This is a genomic window from Nocardia sp. NPDC058499, assembly GCF_042719915.1.
Lineage (GTDB): Bacteria > Actinomycetota > Actinomycetes > Mycobacteriales > Mycobacteriaceae > Nocardia.
In genome coordinates this window covers 99,946-114,578 of the sequence record NZ_JBHXMZ010000006.1, presented here as the reverse complement: position 1 = coordinate 114,578, position 14,633 = coordinate 99,946, and the positions used below count along the sequence as shown (strand labels likewise).

Genomic DNA, 14,633 nt, shown 5'->3' with positions numbered 1-14,633 from the left:
ACGGAAGCTGAAGCCGGCGACCGGTGGTCAGCTGCGCGGCCGGCCTACGGTCGTCGGCTGAGCGCAGGGCACAGGACCAGCGAGTGCAGGCGTTCGGGCCTGGACGCCGGGACCGCCCGCGTGCTACTCGCGTGGGAGGAGCCTGGAGTTCGGCAGCGGTGGCGCCGTCAGTAGCGGCGGCTCGGGCGGCCGCTCTCCGTTCGGGCCCTACTTGCCGAGGAAGGTGTTCAGTGCGGCGTTCACCTCGTCGGCGTGGGTCCAGAGCAGACCGTGTGGGGCGCCTTCGATCTCGACATACTCCGCCTCGGGGAATGCCGCGTGAAAACGGCGCCCGGTGGCGTCGATAGGCAGGATGTTGTCCTTGGTGCCGTGCAGGATCAGCGCCGGTTTGCCACTGGCGCGTACCGCCTCGACGTCACTGCGGAAGTCCTCGATCCACGCGGCGACGACCGCGTACGCGGCGACCGGGGCGCTGCCGATCGCGACGTTCCAGTTGCCGGTGACGGCTTCCTGGCTGATCCGCGTGCCGAGGTTCTCGTCCAGATTGTAGAAGTCCGAATAGAACTGCGTGAACCAGGCGTACCGGTCGTCCTTCGCGGCCGCGGCGATACCGTCGAACACCTCCTGCGGAACCCCCTCGGGGTTGTCGTCGCGGGCGACGAGGAACGGTTCGAGTGAGGCGAGGAACGCGAGCTTCGCTACTCGCTCGTGCCCGTAGCGTGCCACGTACCGGGCCAGTTCCCCCGTGCCCATCGAGAACCCGACCAGCACCACATCGCGCAGGTCCAGGGTCTCCAGGACCGTGTTCAAGTCCGCCGCGAAAGTGTCGTAGTCGTACCCGGAACCCACCTTGGACGACTGCCCGAATCCGCGACGGTCGTAGGTGATGACCCGGTACCCGGCGGCGAGCAGCTCGCGCGTCTGCCGCTCCCAGCTGTGCCCGTTCAGCGGATAGCCGTGGATGAGGACGACCGGCCGGCCCGACCCCTGGTCCTCGTAGTACAGCTCGATCGGCGTGCTGTTCTCGTGCCCGACGGCGATATATCCCATGGTCTTCCCTTCCGATACCGGCCGGCCCGACGCCGGCCGCTTGCACTGAGTGGACACGGTGTGTTGCGTTTCGGTGCGCAGCCCTGATCTCGGGCGTGGCGAATCTCGGGTGGCGCCGACGCTGCCCGGGCTATGTGCGGGCCTGTGCGATGTCTCCCACGATTGTTACCCGGCCACCATCGCCGGGATCGGGGTCGGGGATGATCGCTTCCGGGTCGACCAGGTAGACCTCGTGTCCATCCAGCGTGAGCCGCCGCACGACCTCCAGCAGCATGCGCCGCCCCACGTCGTCGATCGAATAGACCATCGTGAGATCCAAAGCCACCCTGGCTTCTGCGGGCGCGGTGTCCACGGCCTCTCGAACTACTCTCTCGGCTGCGGCAAAGCCGATCCCGCCCTGCAGTTGGAGGACTCGGATCGCCTCCGGTCCACGGCCGGCGACGTGGTTCGACCGCACGACCGCGCGCGCCGCGGCCGGGACCTCCATCACGTGCAGACCCATATCGGCGGAAAACCGTTCGAACAGCGACACTCCGCGAACGCTGTTCCCGTGGCGGTCCAATCGTGGTGAGAACGTGGCGATGCCGATCTGGCCGGGCAACGCGCCGATCAGGCCCCCGGCCACCCCGCTTTTCGCCGGAATGCCGACCTGTGTCGCCCAGTCACCGGCCGCGTCGTACATTCCGCAGGTGGACATGACGCTCAGCACCTGACGCACCACCGGTTCGGGTATCACTCGCTCACCCGAGAGTGGATTGATCCCGCGGTTGGCCAGCGTCGCGGCCATCACGGCCAGGTCTCGCGTGGTGACGAGCACGGAGCACTGGCGGGTGTAGCCGTCGACGACGGCCCGCGGATCCTCGGTGAGGATGTCGTAGCTGCGAAGCATATGCGCGATGGCGAGATTGCGGTGCGCGTGCTCCAGCTCCGACGCGCACACCGCCTCGTCCATCGTCAGCCGGCGGCCGGCAAACGCCGAAAGGCCGCCCACAACCCGCTCCACGCGCTCGGCCGGAGTCAGTCCCGCCGGGCCGGCCAGCGCATGCACGGTGATCGCGCCGGCGTTGATCATGGGGTTGTAGGGGCGCCCGGTATCGCCCTCGAGGGCGATCTGGTTGAACGCCTCCCCCGACGGCTCGACATCGACTTTGGCGAGCACCGGGCCGAAACCGCGATCGGCCAGTGCCAGCGCGTAGGCGAACGGCTTGGAGATCGACTGGATCGTGAACTCGGTATCGATATCGCCGGCGCCGTAAACCACACCGTCGACGGTGGCGAAGACCGCGCCGAGGCGGTCGGGATCCGCAGCCGCGAGTTCGGGGATATAGCCCGCCGGCTCTCCGGAGGTGTCCGGCTCGACATCTCCGAGTGCCTCGGTCAGGTAGTCGGGAACGACCGATCGCATTCGTGCTCCTCCCTGCAGGCGTATCACCGAGCAGATCTCATGCCCGCTCCGGGTAGCGCGCGTGACCAGGTCTCCACCGAACCGACATACAGCGACCCGCTCTCCACCTCGGCGTCGAATTGTTCCCGGCGCAGCGGCGGCCGGCCGCGCAACGCGCCGATGCGGTCGTGGATTTCCCGGCACCCGGGGTAGAACAGCTCTTGTGCCTCGCCGTCGGTCGCGGCGATCCATACTCGGACCATGCATTCTCTACGCGCGGCAGTCCGGGACCTGGTGGATCGTTCGATCGAGGTCGGCGGCAGCACCGGGCACGGCACGGTGGTGATAAGCGCCGGTCCCGGCACCGTCCAATGGCTTGCCGAGTCCCGAGGCGTTTTCCATATCGAAGTCGTCGATCCCGCGGGGCCGCTGCGCCGAACGTTGTACCAGCGGTTGCGCCGCGGTAACCCCGCCGGGCCGACCGGGTTCACCGAGCGGGAACTTGCATTGCTGGCCGAACTGGGGTTCGTCACGGGCGAGGTGACCTACGAAATGCGCCCCGACGAGGCCGGACTCGACCCCGAGCAGATCCTGTACGTCCTCACCACTGTGCTGCACGATATTTTCCGGGTCCGCGACGCCGAGGGCTTCACGGCCGAGGTTTTCTGATTCTCAGCCGCTGCAACCCGGCCAGTGCCGCGCGCTCGTCGAAGCATGCTCCCGAGCGCGACCAGTTCAGGCGTCGTAGGGCAGCAGCGTGAAATGGCAGTTCATCACCCCGTCCAGCGCGGCTTCCGTTTTTCCGCGAACGCGGCGGGGCCTTCCTGGGCATCGGCGCTGCGGTAGGCGCGGGACGCGGCGTGCCGGGCCGCCGCCGAGGCCGCCGAGCGGCCCATCTCGGTTGCCAGCATGACGGTTTCCCGGGCCGCGCGCACCGACAGTGGCGCGCCGGCCAGGATCCGGCCGGCCAGGTCGAGCGCGGTATCGAGCAGTTCGCCGGGTTCGGCGAGCCGGTTGACCAGCCCGATCTCGTAGGCGCGCTGGGCGGTGATCGGGTCGCCGGTGAGCAGGATTTCCATCATGATCCGCTGCGGGATCATATGGATCAGCGGCGCGGCCCAGGGAGAGCTTCGGCCCACCTTCACCTCGGTGACCGCGAAGGTGGCGGTGGTACTGGCCACGCACAGATCGCAGGCCTGGGCGATCATCCAGCCGCCCGCGAAGGCGGCGCCGTTGACCGCGGCGATGGTCGGTTTGGACAGTTCGATGGTGTCGTAGGGCAGCGGGAACATATCGCGGGGTGGCTCACCCATGCGGGTCTCCACCATCTCCGCGAGATCCCCGCCCGCGCAGAAGGCTTTGCGGCCGGCTCCGGTGAGGATCGCGATCCGCAGGGCCGGGTCGTGTTCGAAGCGGTCCCAGGCGTCGAACAGGCCGGTCCGGATATCTTTGTCGAGGCAGTTGCGGCGGTCCGGGCGGTTCAGGGTGATGACCGCGATCCCGTCGGGCCGGGCGTCGAAGAGTACGGCGTCGGTCATCAGAATCCTCTGCGCTGGATCTCGAAAGCGGCCCGGTCCAGGTCTTCCCGGAAATCCGGGTGGGCGATGGCGATCAGCCGGCGGGTGCGTTCGGGCAGCGGGCAGCCGGTGAGTTCGGCGGCACCGAATTCGGTGACGATCACATCCACATCGCTGCGCGCGGTGGTCACCGGACCGGACAGCCGGCCGGTGATCCGGCTGACCGTGCCGCCTTTCGCGGTAGCGGGCAGCGCGATCACGGCGTGCCCGCCGCGGGAGCGGGCGCCGGCGCGGACGAAATCCACCTGGCCGCCGGTGCCGCCCAGGTACGCCGATCCGCTCTGTTCGGCGTTCACCTGACCGGTGAGGTCGACTTCCATCGCGGAGTTGAGGGTGACCAGTCCGTCGAGCCGAGCGAGGATCGCCGCGTCGTGGGTGTAGGAGGTGGGACATAACCGCAGTCCCGGATTACGGTCGGCGAAACGGTAGAGCCGGTCGGTGCCGATGAGGGCGCCGGTAACCGTCACCCCAGGATCGATCGGCTTGCGCGCGTTGGTGACGGCACCGGCTTCGATCAGGTCGACCACACCGTCACCGACCATTCCGGAATGGACACCCAGGTCCCGGCGGTCGGTGAGTAGGCGCAGGACTGCGTCGGGGACGGCACCGACGCCCACCTGGAGTACGGCACCGTCCTCGATGTAGGAGGCGACGTATTTCGCGATCTTTTCATCGGTGGGGCCGATCGCGGCGGGCGGGACCTGTACCGGGCTGCGCGAAACCCGGACCGCGCAATCGATCTCCTCGGCCCGCAGCCCTTCGCCGAGCGTGTACGGCACATGCTCGTTGACCTCGGCGATCACCACCCGCGCCCGGTCCACCGCGGCCCGGGTATGGTCCCCGATCAGCCCGAAACTGTGCCGCCCGTTCTCGTCGGCAGGACTGACCTGCACGAAAGCCACGTCGCAGCCGAGGGTTCCGGCCTCGATCATCGGGCCCACCCGGCCGACATGGCACGGGATGATGCCGAGCCGGTGTGCCCGGGTGAGGGTGCGCAGCGAACCGATGGCCCCCATACTCGACAGCGCGAACGATTCGGTGGATTCCGGCGTGAAGATGCCCGAGAAACTGGTGGCGACGAAAGCCGACAGTCCCCCGATCTCGCGTCCCTGCGCGATCAGTGCCTCGATCAGTGTGCTCGGTTCCCCGCATGCCTGACCGATCACGATCCGGTCGCCCGGCCGCAGGTATCGGCGCAGCTCCAGCTCACCGGCCTCGATCGTGTTCACCGGCGCTCCCCTCGGTCCGCCGGTACGGCCTGCGTACCGGCCGGCCGGTGCGCGCCCTCCCCTTTCGCCTCTCCCGCAGTTCTCGGAAGGGACGGCGAGGATCCCACCGAGCCGGGCTTCGGGGCCCCTCCTGGATCGCCGGTCTCGGCAGAACCAGCCGGCGCCGGAGAAACCCCGGCACGCGCGGGATCGGGCGACCCGGCCGGTCCGGCACACACGGCGGCACCGGACAGCGCCGGCGCCCCGGCGGCGGTACCCGTCGAATCGTGGGCGTGCCCGGGCTCCTCTGCCCGGCCGGTAAGCGGGTACGAGTCTGTCCTGTCGGCGCGTGCCGGCCATCCGGCCCGCACCGATTCGGCCGATACCGGAGCCCCGGTACCGCCGCCCATGACCTCCGGAGTGTGCTCGCCGAGCCGGGGGGCGGGCCCGGCAACCCGGCCCGGGGTACGGGAGAACCACGTGGGTGGTCCGGGGAAACGCACCGGGCCGGTATGTGTCTCGACTGTTTCGAAGAAGCCGGTGGCAGTCAGTTGCGGGTTGTCGAGTAGTTCGTCGAGGGTGTTCACGGGGGCAGCCGGGATATCGAGGGAGTTCAGCAGGTCCAGCCATTGCGCGGTGGTGCGGCCGCGGAAGGTTTCGCGGAGGTGCGCGTAGACGGTGCCGATCCGGGCGGCGCGCTGCGCGAGGGTCGCGAATTCCGGGCCCGCCCAGGGCGGGTCGACCGCGGCGATGAAGGCGTTCCACTGTTTGTCGTTGTAGACCAGTGCGGAGATATAGCCGTCGGCGGTGCGGTACGGGGTGCGTTCACTCGTGACCGCACGCGGGTAGGCGGCGGTGCCGAGCGGCGGGTCGAACAGGGCGCCGTTGGAGTGTTCCACCAGCATGAACGCGGCCATGGTCTCGAACATGGCCACTTCGACCTCCTGCCCTTCGCCGGTGCGTTCGCGGTGGAACAGCGCCATCATCGTCGCGTAGAGGGCGGTCATTCCCGCGACCTTGTCGGCCATGATCGTGCCGACGTACCCCGGTTCGCCGGTGAGCATCTGCTGCACGTACGGCACACCGCATTCGGCCTGGATGGTGTCGTCGTAGGCGGTGCGGTCGGCGTCGGGGCCGCGGCGGCCGTAGCCGTAGCAGTTGGTGTAGACGATGCCCGGGTTCACCTCCGCCACCTGTTCGTAGCCGAAGCCCAGTGCGGTGACGGCTCTTCCGCGCATGGAGTGGATGAACACGTCGGCGTCGGCGATCAGTTCGCGTAGCGCCGCCTTGTTCGACTCCGCACGCAGATCGAGGACCACACTGCGTTTGCCACGGTTCACGTTCACGAAGACCCCGCCCATCCCCTCCTCGGGGCCCACCGAGATGTAGCGGGTGTTGTCTCCGGCCGGGGGTTCCACTTTGATCACATCGGCACCCATATCGGCCATGATCTGGGTGCAGTAGGGACCCATCACCATGGCGGTCAGATCGATGACCCGGACCCCGGCCAGCGGCCCTGTGTGCTGCATATGCCCTACCTTCACCGGGCCGCGCGAAGAAATCGACGGCTATCTGATGAATCTTTGTAAGGATAGTGATATCAAGTACAGGTGCCCATTTTCAATGGCGAGAACGACGTTTCCGGCGACGGAGGTTCCGCGACCCGCGGCGCGGTCCCGCTACCCGCGTCCATCGCGGCGGTGCTGCGACCGGCTCTGGCCGCGCATCCGGACGCCCCCGCGATCGAGGCGGCGTCAGGCATCTGGACCTACCGTGAACTCGACGGACACGCCGATGCCGCCGCGGCCGCACTGTGGTCGCTCGGCGTGCGCCCCGGCGATCGGGTGGCGGCCTGCCTGCCCAACGACCTCGATATCGTCGCCGCCTTCCACGGTGCCCAGCGGATCGGCGCGATCTGGGCGGGTATCGGTGAGGCGATGGCGGCAGCCGAACAGCAGTACCTGCACGACCTGATCGAACCGAAGGTCGTCCTGGCGGGCCCACGCTGCCGGCTCGATACACCGGCCCGGGTGGATACCGCCCGGTGGGCGGCAGCTCAGCGCGGGCCCGCCGCGCCCGCTGTCGACACCGTGCTCGACGCACCCGCCGGGATCGCATTCACCAGCGGAACGTCCGGGCGGCCGAAGGCGGTCGTGCACAGTCAGCGCAATATGCTGTTGCCCGGCGCGGTGCTGGTCGCGACCCGGCAATGGGGACCGGATCTGCGTAAAGGCGATAGCTTCCCGCTGACGATCCTCAACATGATCGTCTTGTCGACACTGCTCACCGCCCAGGCGGGCGGCTGCGCCGTGATCATGGATCGCCGGGATCTGGCCGGGGTCGCCGAGTGGATCGCCACCCGGAAGGTGACGGTCTGGAACGGGGCACCCGCCCAGCTGCACGATCTGGCCGCCCATCCGGAACTGGATCTGAGTTCGCTGCGCGAGGTGTGGAGCGGCGGCAGCGATACCCCGGACCGGCTCCGCGAGGCCTTCGCCGCCGCGCACGGGCTGGTCCCGCGGGTGACCTACGGGCTCACCGAGGCGCCGACCGTGGTCTCGATCGACCCACCCGGCGCGGACTGGACTCCGCGAACGAGCGGCACGGTGCTGCCACACTATGACGTCGCGGCCTACGACGACGACGGAAACCGGCTTCCGCCGGGCGAAATCGGCGAACTCCGGCTGTCCGCACGAACCGGGGGACCGTGGGCGGACATGTGGCGCCCACTGCTCGGTCACTGGACCGGCGGCGGAATCGAACCATCGCCCGAGGGGCCCGTCGCCACCGGCGATATCGGTACGGTCGATTCGGACGGCCGGCTCACCCTGCTGGACCGTAAGAAGATGGTGATCATCCGCGGGAGTGCCAATATCTATCCACTCGAGGTGGAGCGGGTCCTGGACACACATCCCGCGGTGGGCAGATCCGCGGTCTGCGGGGTACCGCACGAAAGACTCGGCCAGCAGGTCGCGGCAGTGGTCCAGACGAACGGAGCGGCCGTGGATTTCACCGAACTCGCCGAATACTGCCGGCGCGAACTCGCCGGTTACAAGGTGCCGGAGGTATGGGCTGCGGTCGAAGCGCTACCCACCAACGCCATGGGCAAGGTCGTGCGCACGCGACTGCCCGAACTGATTTCCCGCGCGGGCACCGCATGAGCACGCCGGGGCCGGACGCATCAGCGCAGCCGCAGCGGGCAGGGCCCCCGGACCTGCCTCGGCACCACGGTATGAGCGAGCCGGAACCGGCGACGCCGCAGCGTCCACCATCGCTTTCGCCCAGCTCTCGCACAGCCGAAATAAGCGAAGCAGGTCGAGGGTCGACAGCGCGGCGGCGCGATGCACGGCCCTCACGCAGGCCCGTAGTACCCGGGCAGCGGAAGTCGGGTCCGGAACCAGCCGGGTCCGGTGGCCGACCGGAGCACGCACCGATATCTGGTGAACACACTGCTGTCGACGCGTATACGGCGACATTGCCGTCGTTCGAGTTGGGTGGGCGGGTCGCCATCGTGACCGGCGCTTCGTCCGGGCTCGGGGCGGCGGTGAGCCGGGCGCTGGCCGCGCTCGGCGCACGGGTCGCGGTGGTGGCGCGGCGGCGGGATCGGCTCGACGCGCTGGCCGGGGAAATCGGGGGAATCGCTTGCAGCGGTGACCTTTCGGATCCGGCGGCGATCGCGGAGATCGTCCCGGAGATCGCCAGCCGGTTGGGACCACCGGAGATCATGATCAATGCCGCGGGAAACCGATTCGGCGCCGAACGCGCGGAATCCGAACCGCTCGACGATATCCGGCGCACCCTCGACCTCAACCTTGTGGCGCCGCTGCTGCTGGCTCAGCAGGTTTTCCCGTATATGCGTGAACTCGGCCGCGGATCCATCGTGAATATCTCCTCGATCAGCGGGCGAGTGGGTGTGCCGGGCATTCCGCAGGCCTCCTATGCCGCGAGCAAAGCTGGATTGTCCGGACTCACTGCCGAACTCGCCGTTCAGTGGGCCCGGCATTCGATCCGGGTGAATACGGTGGCGCCGGGGTTCTTCCGCAGCGAGATCACCGGCAGCCTGTACGACAGTGACCGGGGTGCCGAATACCTGCGGCGCAATATTCCGTTGCCCATCGAAGGGACCGCCGAGGACATGGTCGGCGCGGTGGTCTGGCTGGCCGGCGATGCGGGTCGCTATGTCACCGGGCAGACCATCGTCGTCGACGGCGGGTGGACGGCGCACTGACCACCGGACCGGGTGTTGACAGCAATAACCGCGGCTGGAAATATGATTCTTATATTCGGAGAATTAAATTCTCCAACCGTGCGGACCGGCACCCGTCCACCGAACCGTTGCCGTTCGAGATGCTGGAACGGCACATATCCCGAACGGATCGAGGAAGGACCACATCACCGATGTTCTCCGCAATTGTCATCAACAAGGGCGAAGCCGGCCCCCAGGTCGAACTCACCAGTGTGGACGACGACCGCTTGCCCGAGGGCGACGTCGAAATCGAGGTGGCCTACTCCACCCTCAACTACAAGGACGCGCTCGCGATCACCGGCGCCTCCCCCGTGGTGCGCAAGTTCCCGATGGTTCCCGGTATCGATCTCGCCGGCACGGTGACCGCGAGCAGCCACTCCCGGTGGTCCGCCGGTGACAAGGTCGTCCTGAACGGCTGGGGCGTCGGCGAAACCCATTGGGGTGGCCTCGCCCAGCGTGCCCGGCTGGACGGCGATTGGCTGATTCCGCTGCCCGGCGAATTCACCGAGCGGCAAGCCATGGCGATCGGCACCGCGGGCTACACCGCCGCGCTGTGCGTGGACGCACTGCTGAACCACGGCCTCGCCCCGGACGCCGGCGAAATCCTGGTGACCGGCGCGACCGGCGGGGTCGGCAGTGTCGCCATCGCCCTGCTCACCAAGGCCGGCTTCACCGTCGCCGCCGCCACCGGCAAGGCCGACGAGCACGCCTACCTGAAGCAGCTCGGTGCGACCACGGTGGTGGACCGCGCCGACTTCGCCGAGAAGGGCAAACCGCTGCAGAAGGAACGCTGGGCCGGTGTCGTCGACACCGCCGGCAGTCACACCCTCGCCAATGCCACCGCGCAAACCCGCTACGGCGGTGCGGTGGCTGCCTGCGGCCTCGCCCAGGGCATGGATTTCCCGGCGTCGGTCGCCCCGTTCATCCTGCGCGGCGTTGCGCTGCTGGGCGTGGACAGTGTGATGGCGCCCCTCCAGAAACGACTCGACGCCTGGGCCCGCCTGGCCCGCGATCTGGACCCCACCGTGCTCGATTCGATCGCCCGGGAGATCTCCCTCGGCGAATCGATCGAGGCGGCCGGTGGTTTCATCGCGGGCACCGTCCGCGGCCGCATAGTCGTCGATGTGAACCGCTGAGCAGGAGTTTCTCGTGACCAAGAAGGCGACCCAACCGACCGTCGAACTCGACCTGAGCGATGTCGACCACCGTGTCGGCAAACCCATCGGCGGCGGACAACTGTGGGATCCGTGCAGCACCTCCGATATCCGCCGCTGGGTGATGGCGATGGACTACCCGAACCCGCTGCACTGGGATCAGGAGTTCGCCCGCGAATCCCGTTACGGCGGGCTCGTCGCGCCGCAGTCGATCGCGGTCGCCCTCGATTACGGTCACGGTGCGGCACCGGCCTGCGTGGGGCATATCCCCAACAGCCACCTCATCTTCGGCGGCGAGGAGTGGTGGTTCTACGGGTGCCCCGTGCGGCCCGGTGACCAGTTGTTCCAGGATCGGCGGTTCCACGACTACAAGGTCGCCGAAACGAAATTCGCCGGGCCCACCATGTTCTCCCGCGGCGATACCGTCCACCGCAACCAGCACGGGGTACTCGTCGCCAAGGAACGGTCGACCGCGATCCGCTACCTCGCCGAGGAAGCGAACAAACGCGGGATGTACGAGAACCAGCTCGGCGAGATCAAGAAATGGACGGCCGCCGAACTCGCCGAAGTCGACGCCCTGCGCACGGAATGGCTGATGTCGAACCGGCTCGGCGTCTCCCCGCATTTCGACGAGGTGAAGGTCGGCGACAAACTGCCGCGCCGGGTGATCGGCCCGCACAGTATCGCCAGCTTCACCACCGAATACCGGGCCTTCCTGTTCAACATCTGGGGCACCTTCCGGTGGACGGCGCCCGCAGGTATCGAGGATCCGTGGGTCTACCAGGATCCCGGCTGGACCGAGGGGTTCGGCTTCGACGAAGAAGGCGCGAAGATCGATCCGCGATTGCGCGACGGCCTGTATGTCGGGCCGTCCCGCGGCCATATCGACGCCGACAAGGCCGGTGATGTGGGGATGGCACGCGCCTACGGGTACGGGGCCACCATGGGCGGCTGGTGCACGGACTATCTGGCCTACTGGGCGGGCAACGACGGCATGGTCCGGCACACCAAGGCCGATTTCCGAGGGCCCGCCTTCGAAGGCGATGTCACCTACTTCGACGCCGAAATCGTGGACAAGACACCAGAATCGACCTGGGGCGTGCCGCTGGTCCAGGTGAAGCTGAAGCTCACCAACCAGGACGGCGGGATGCTGGTCTCCTGCACTGCCGAGGTCGAGCTACCGCTGTAACGCAGCCGCCGCGGGGCGCGTCGGTCCCAGCGCCCCGTGCAAACCCGATAACAGACGACGCGAGCGCCGGATCGCATGCTGTGCGATACGGACGACACCGGGAACGGACCGCACGCCCGGACCACAACGGCACAGAACGACGGGCCGGCGCGATCCGGTTGCCGGCCCCCAGCACCATTTGTGCGCCGCGTGCGGAGCACCATCAGAGAGGACGCCGGCGATGAGCACCGGGACCCAGAACACTCCCGCCCCGGCGATTGTCGCGGGTCCGCCCCTGACCGAGGAACCCGGCCTGGGCACGCTCACTCTCCCGGGATTCCTCCGGGAGGTCACCGGCTCCTACACCGATCGCACCGCGCTGATCTCCCCCGCCGACGGCGTCGAATGGACCTACACCGGCCTGTGGGACCGGGCGAACGAGGTCGCGCGGGCGCTGCGGGCGTGCGGGGTCGGGAAGGACAGCCGCGTCGGTGTGCTGATGACCAACCGCGCCGAATGGCTCGCGGCGGTTTTCGGTACCTCGCTGGCGGGCGGGGTCGCGGTGGCGCTGAGTACGTTCTCCACACCACCCGAGCTCGATCATCTGCTCCGGATCTCCGGGGTGTCGGTGCTGCTGTTCGAACGCCGCGTCGCGAAAACAGATTTCGGCGAGGTACTCACCGGCCTGGAACCACAGCTCGGCACCGCCGGTCCCGGCGCGGTCGCCTCGACCGAATATCCTTTCCTGCGCTATCTGGCGGCGGTCGGGGAACCGGTGCCGGCGACAGCTATCGAGAGCTGGGACGATTTCCTCGCACACGCTGCGGACACCGATCCCGCGCTGATCGCCGCGACCGCCGCGACCGTGCAGCCCAGTGACACCGCGGTACTGTTCTTCTCCTCCGGCACCACCAGCAAACCGAAAGGTATCCGCAGCGCACACCGCGGGGTCACGATCCAGCTGTGGCGGTTCCGGCGGATGTTCGGTTTCGGCCCGGACGACGAGGTGCGTTGCTGGACCGCCAACGGTTTTTTCTGGTCCGGCAATTTCGGCCAGGCGCTGGGCGCCACCCTCGCCGCCGGTGGCACCCTGGTCCTGCAGTCGATGTTCGATGCCGAGGAAGCCCTCGAGCTGATGCAGGCGCAGCGGGTGACGTTCCCCGTTTCCTGGCCGCACCAGCACGCCCAGCTCCAGGGCGCCCCCAACTGGAACACCGTGGACCTGAGCAGCCTGCGTTTCGTCGACCGCGACCTCCCGCTGGCCACCCATCCCACCATCGACAGCGACTGGACCGAACCCGGGCACGCCTACGGCAATACCGAAACCTTCACCATCACCACGTGTTTCCCGGCCCGCACCCCCGAGGAAACGATCGCCGGTAGCAGCGGTATGCCGTTACCCGGCGTGACGGTGAAGATCAGCGACCCCCTCACCGGCACGATTCTGAACAGGGACGAGCACGGCGAGATCTGCGTCAAAGGGCCTACCCTCATGCTCGGCTACGTGGGCACACCCCTCGACGAAACCCTCGACGACGAAGGCTATTTCCACACCGGCGACGGCGGGTACCTCGACGACGAAGGCCGCCTCTACTGGAAAGGCCGGCTCACCGATATCATCAAGACCGGCGGCGCGAACGTCTCCCCACTCGAAGTAGACGAGGTACTCGCCCGATATCCCGGCGTGAAAATCGGCCGCACCGTAGGCGTCCCCCACGAAACCCTGGGCGAAATGGTCGTAGCCTGCGTCGTCCCGCACACCGGCCACACCCTCGACGCCGCCGCGATCCGCGACCACCTGCGCGTCCAACTCGCCAGCTACAAGGTCCCCCGCGAAATCCTGTTCTTCACCGAAGCCGACCTCTCGCTCAGCTCCAGCGCCAAGATCAAATCCAGCGATCTGAGGCTGCTGGCAGCACAGCAACTCGCCGCACGGTAAACAGGTCGCGCTCGTACGGGCCGTCGGTGCCCTGCGGTAGCGCCGAGGTGCCATTCAGCGGGAGAGCATCTTGGGATCTTCTCGCGCGAACCATAGCGTGCCGGTTCCGGCCACTGTCAGCATCCGATGTGGCCGGCGTCCATCCTGGAGGAGTCCCTGTGTATCTGATCAAATCCCGCCTGTCCGCGATGATCGGAGCGATCATCGCGGCGATGGCGATCCTCGCCGCCGGCAGCGGCAGCGCGGTCGCCGCACCGCAGACCGGTGAAATGTTCCTCACCTTCATCCGCCACGGCGAATCGGCCGGCAATGCTTCCGGCCTGATCGACACATCCACTCCCGGCCCCGAACTGACCGACAAGGGCTGGGCCCAAGCGGAAGCGGTTGCCGGGTACCTGTCCGATTGCAAATTCGACGGTATCTACGCATCGAAGATGATCCGGACCCAGCAGACGGCGCAGCCGACCTCGGACCAGTGTGACAGCCCAGTAACCGTCGAGCCTGGTCTCCACGAAATCGAGGCCGGCATCTACGAGGGCAAACCGGAGCACGAGGCCGGCCAGGGCTACTTCGAAGCACCGATCCAGTGGATCCAGGGCAATCTGGACGCCCGCATCCCCGGTTCGATCAACGGTCACGAGTTCAAGAAGCGCATGGACGATTCCATCCAGGACATCCAGAACCGCGGCAGCAAGCGTCCGATGATCTTCTCGCACGGCGGTGCCATCATGGTCTGGACAATGCTCTCCGTCTCCGACCCGGACCTGAGCAAACTGCAGAACGACCCGTTGCAGAACACCAGCCGGGTGGTTGTGAAGGGCACTCCGGAGAAGGGCTGGCGGCTCGTCTCCTGGGACGGCACCCCGATCGGCTGAACCGGACAGGCTGTCCCCCGACCCTCTGTGCG

The 14,633-nt window shown here is 67.8% G+C and carries 12 protein-coding genes and 1 pseudogene; 7 read left to right on the top strand and 6 right to left on the bottom strand.

Annotation, left to right across the window (positions count from 1 at the left end; genetic code table 11):
- Positions 1-207 precede the first annotated feature (207 nt).
- The 3 genes from ACFWPH_RS19530 to ACFWPH_RS19520 all read right to left on the bottom strand — a co-directional run bounded on the left by ACFWPH_RS19530 (position 208) and on the right by ACFWPH_RS19520 (position 2,697).
- Positions 208-1,050 carry an alpha/beta fold hydrolase gene (locus ACFWPH_RS19530; RefSeq protein ID WP_378752894.1) on the bottom strand — a complete coding sequence of 281 codons (843 nt, stop codon included), beginning with the start codon at positions 1,048-1,050 and terminating at the stop codon, positions 208-210.
- Positions 1,051-1,180: 130 nt separating this feature from the next.
- Positions 1,181-2,455 (bottom strand): glutaminase, encoded by a 1,275-nt coding sequence (locus ACFWPH_RS19525; protein ID WP_378752892.1) that lies wholly within the window; start codon positions 2,453-2,455, stop codon positions 1,181-1,183.
- A 23-nt stretch (positions 2,456-2,478) separates the two neighbouring features.
- Positions 2,479-2,697 carry a hypothetical protein gene (locus tag ACFWPH_RS19520; protein WP_378752890.1) on the bottom strand — a complete coding sequence of 73 codons (219 nt, stop codon included), beginning with the start codon at positions 2,695-2,697 and terminating at the stop codon, positions 2,479-2,481.
- Between ACFWPH_RS19520 and ACFWPH_RS19515 the strand changes: the two genes are divergently transcribed.
- Entirely contained in the window at positions 2,696-3,103 is a 408-nt protein-coding gene (locus ACFWPH_RS19515; protein ID WP_378752888.1) for a hypothetical protein, read from the top strand. The two genes, ACFWPH_RS19520 and ACFWPH_RS19515, sit on opposite strands and share 2 nt — an antisense overlap.
- A 104-nt stretch (positions 3,104-3,207) precedes the next feature.
- On the opposite strand, the gene ACFWPH_RS19510 is transcribed toward ACFWPH_RS19515, so the two are convergent.
- From ACFWPH_RS19510 to ACFWPH_RS19500, 3 genes and pseudogenes are all read right to left on the bottom strand, one after another.
- Positions 3,208-3,972 (bottom strand): enoyl-CoA hydratase/isomerase family protein, encoded by a 765-nt coding sequence (locus tag ACFWPH_RS19510; RefSeq protein WP_378752887.1) that lies wholly within the window; start codon positions 3,970-3,972, stop codon positions 3,208-3,210.
- On the bottom strand, positions 3,972-5,240 hold the full coding sequence (locus tag ACFWPH_RS19505; RefSeq protein WP_378752885.1) for an acetyl-CoA hydrolase/transferase family protein: 1,269 nt from the start codon (positions 5,238-5,240) through the stop codon (positions 3,972-3,974). Before ACFWPH_RS19505 ends, ACFWPH_RS19510 begins: the two co-directional genes overlap by 1 nt.
- Positions 5,241-5,626: 386 nt before the next feature.
- Positions 5,627-6,748: pseudogene (locus ACFWPH_RS19500) on the bottom strand (CaiB/BaiF CoA transferase family protein); the annotation flags it as partial.
- An 81-nt stretch (positions 6,749-6,829) separates the two neighbouring features.
- Between ACFWPH_RS19500 and ACFWPH_RS19495 the strand changes: the two are divergent.
- The 6 genes from ACFWPH_RS19495 to ACFWPH_RS19470 all read left to right on the top strand — a co-directional run bounded on the left by ACFWPH_RS19495 (position 6,830) and on the right by ACFWPH_RS19470 (position 14,601).
- On the top strand, positions 6,830-8,380 hold the full coding sequence (locus ACFWPH_RS19495) for a class I adenylate-forming enzyme family protein (protein ID WP_378752883.1): 1,551 nt from the start codon (positions 6,830-6,832) through the stop codon (positions 8,378-8,380).
- 314 nt (positions 8,381-8,694) lie between these two features.
- Positions 8,695-9,447: an SDR family NAD(P)-dependent oxidoreductase gene (locus tag ACFWPH_RS19490; RefSeq protein WP_378752881.1), complete on the top strand. Its 753-nt coding sequence runs from the start codon at positions 8,695-8,697 to the stop codon at positions 9,445-9,447.
- Positions 9,448-9,617: 170 nt separating this feature from the next.
- A complete protein-coding gene (locus ACFWPH_RS19485) occupies positions 9,618-10,601 on the top strand; it encodes an MDR family oxidoreductase (protein WP_378752879.1) in 984 nt (327 codons plus the stop codon).
- A 13-nt stretch (positions 10,602-10,614) separates the two neighbouring features.
- Positions 10,615-11,808: a MaoC family dehydratase N-terminal domain-containing protein gene (locus ACFWPH_RS19480; RefSeq protein ID WP_378752877.1), complete on the top strand. Its 1,194-nt coding sequence runs from the start codon at positions 10,615-10,617 to the stop codon at positions 11,806-11,808.
- Between the two features lie 220 nt (positions 11,809-12,028).
- Positions 12,029-13,726 (top strand): class I adenylate-forming enzyme family protein, encoded by a 1,698-nt coding sequence (locus ACFWPH_RS19475; protein ID WP_378752875.1) that lies wholly within the window; start codon positions 12,029-12,031, stop codon positions 13,724-13,726.
- Between the two features lie 158 nt (positions 13,727-13,884).
- Complete coding sequence (locus tag ACFWPH_RS19470; RefSeq protein ID WP_378752873.1) at positions 13,885-14,601, top strand: histidine phosphatase family protein; 717 nt, start codon at positions 13,885-13,887, stop codon at positions 14,599-14,601.
- The last annotated feature ends 32 nt before the right edge of the window (positions 14,602-14,633 follow it).

Coding starts and splice junctions, on each gene's coding strand:
- ACFWPH_RS19530 (WP_378752894.1), bottom strand. CDS start 1,050: ATGGGATATATCGCCGTCGGGCACGAGAACAGCACGCCGATCGAGCTG.
- ACFWPH_RS19525 (WP_378752892.1), bottom strand. CDS start 2,455: ATGCGATCGGTCGTTCCCGACTACCTGACCGAGGCACTCGGAGATGTC.
- ACFWPH_RS19515 (WP_378752888.1), top strand. CDS start 2,696: ATGCATTCTCTACGCGCGGCAGTCCGGGACCTGGTGGATCGTTCGATC.
- ACFWPH_RS19520 (WP_378752890.1), bottom strand. CDS start 2,697: ATGGTCCGAGTATGGATCGCCGCGACCGACGGCGAGGCACAAGAGCTG.
- ACFWPH_RS19510 (WP_378752887.1), bottom strand. CDS start 3,972: ATGACCGACGCCGTACTCTTCGACGCCCGGCCCGACGGGATCGCGGTC.
- ACFWPH_RS19485 (WP_378752879.1), top strand. CDS start 9,618: ATGTTCTCCGCAATTGTCATCAACAAGGGCGAAGCCGGCCCCCAGGTC.
- ACFWPH_RS19475 (WP_378752875.1), top strand. CDS start 12,029: ATGAGCACCGGGACCCAGAACACTCCCGCCCCGGCGATTGTCGCGGGT.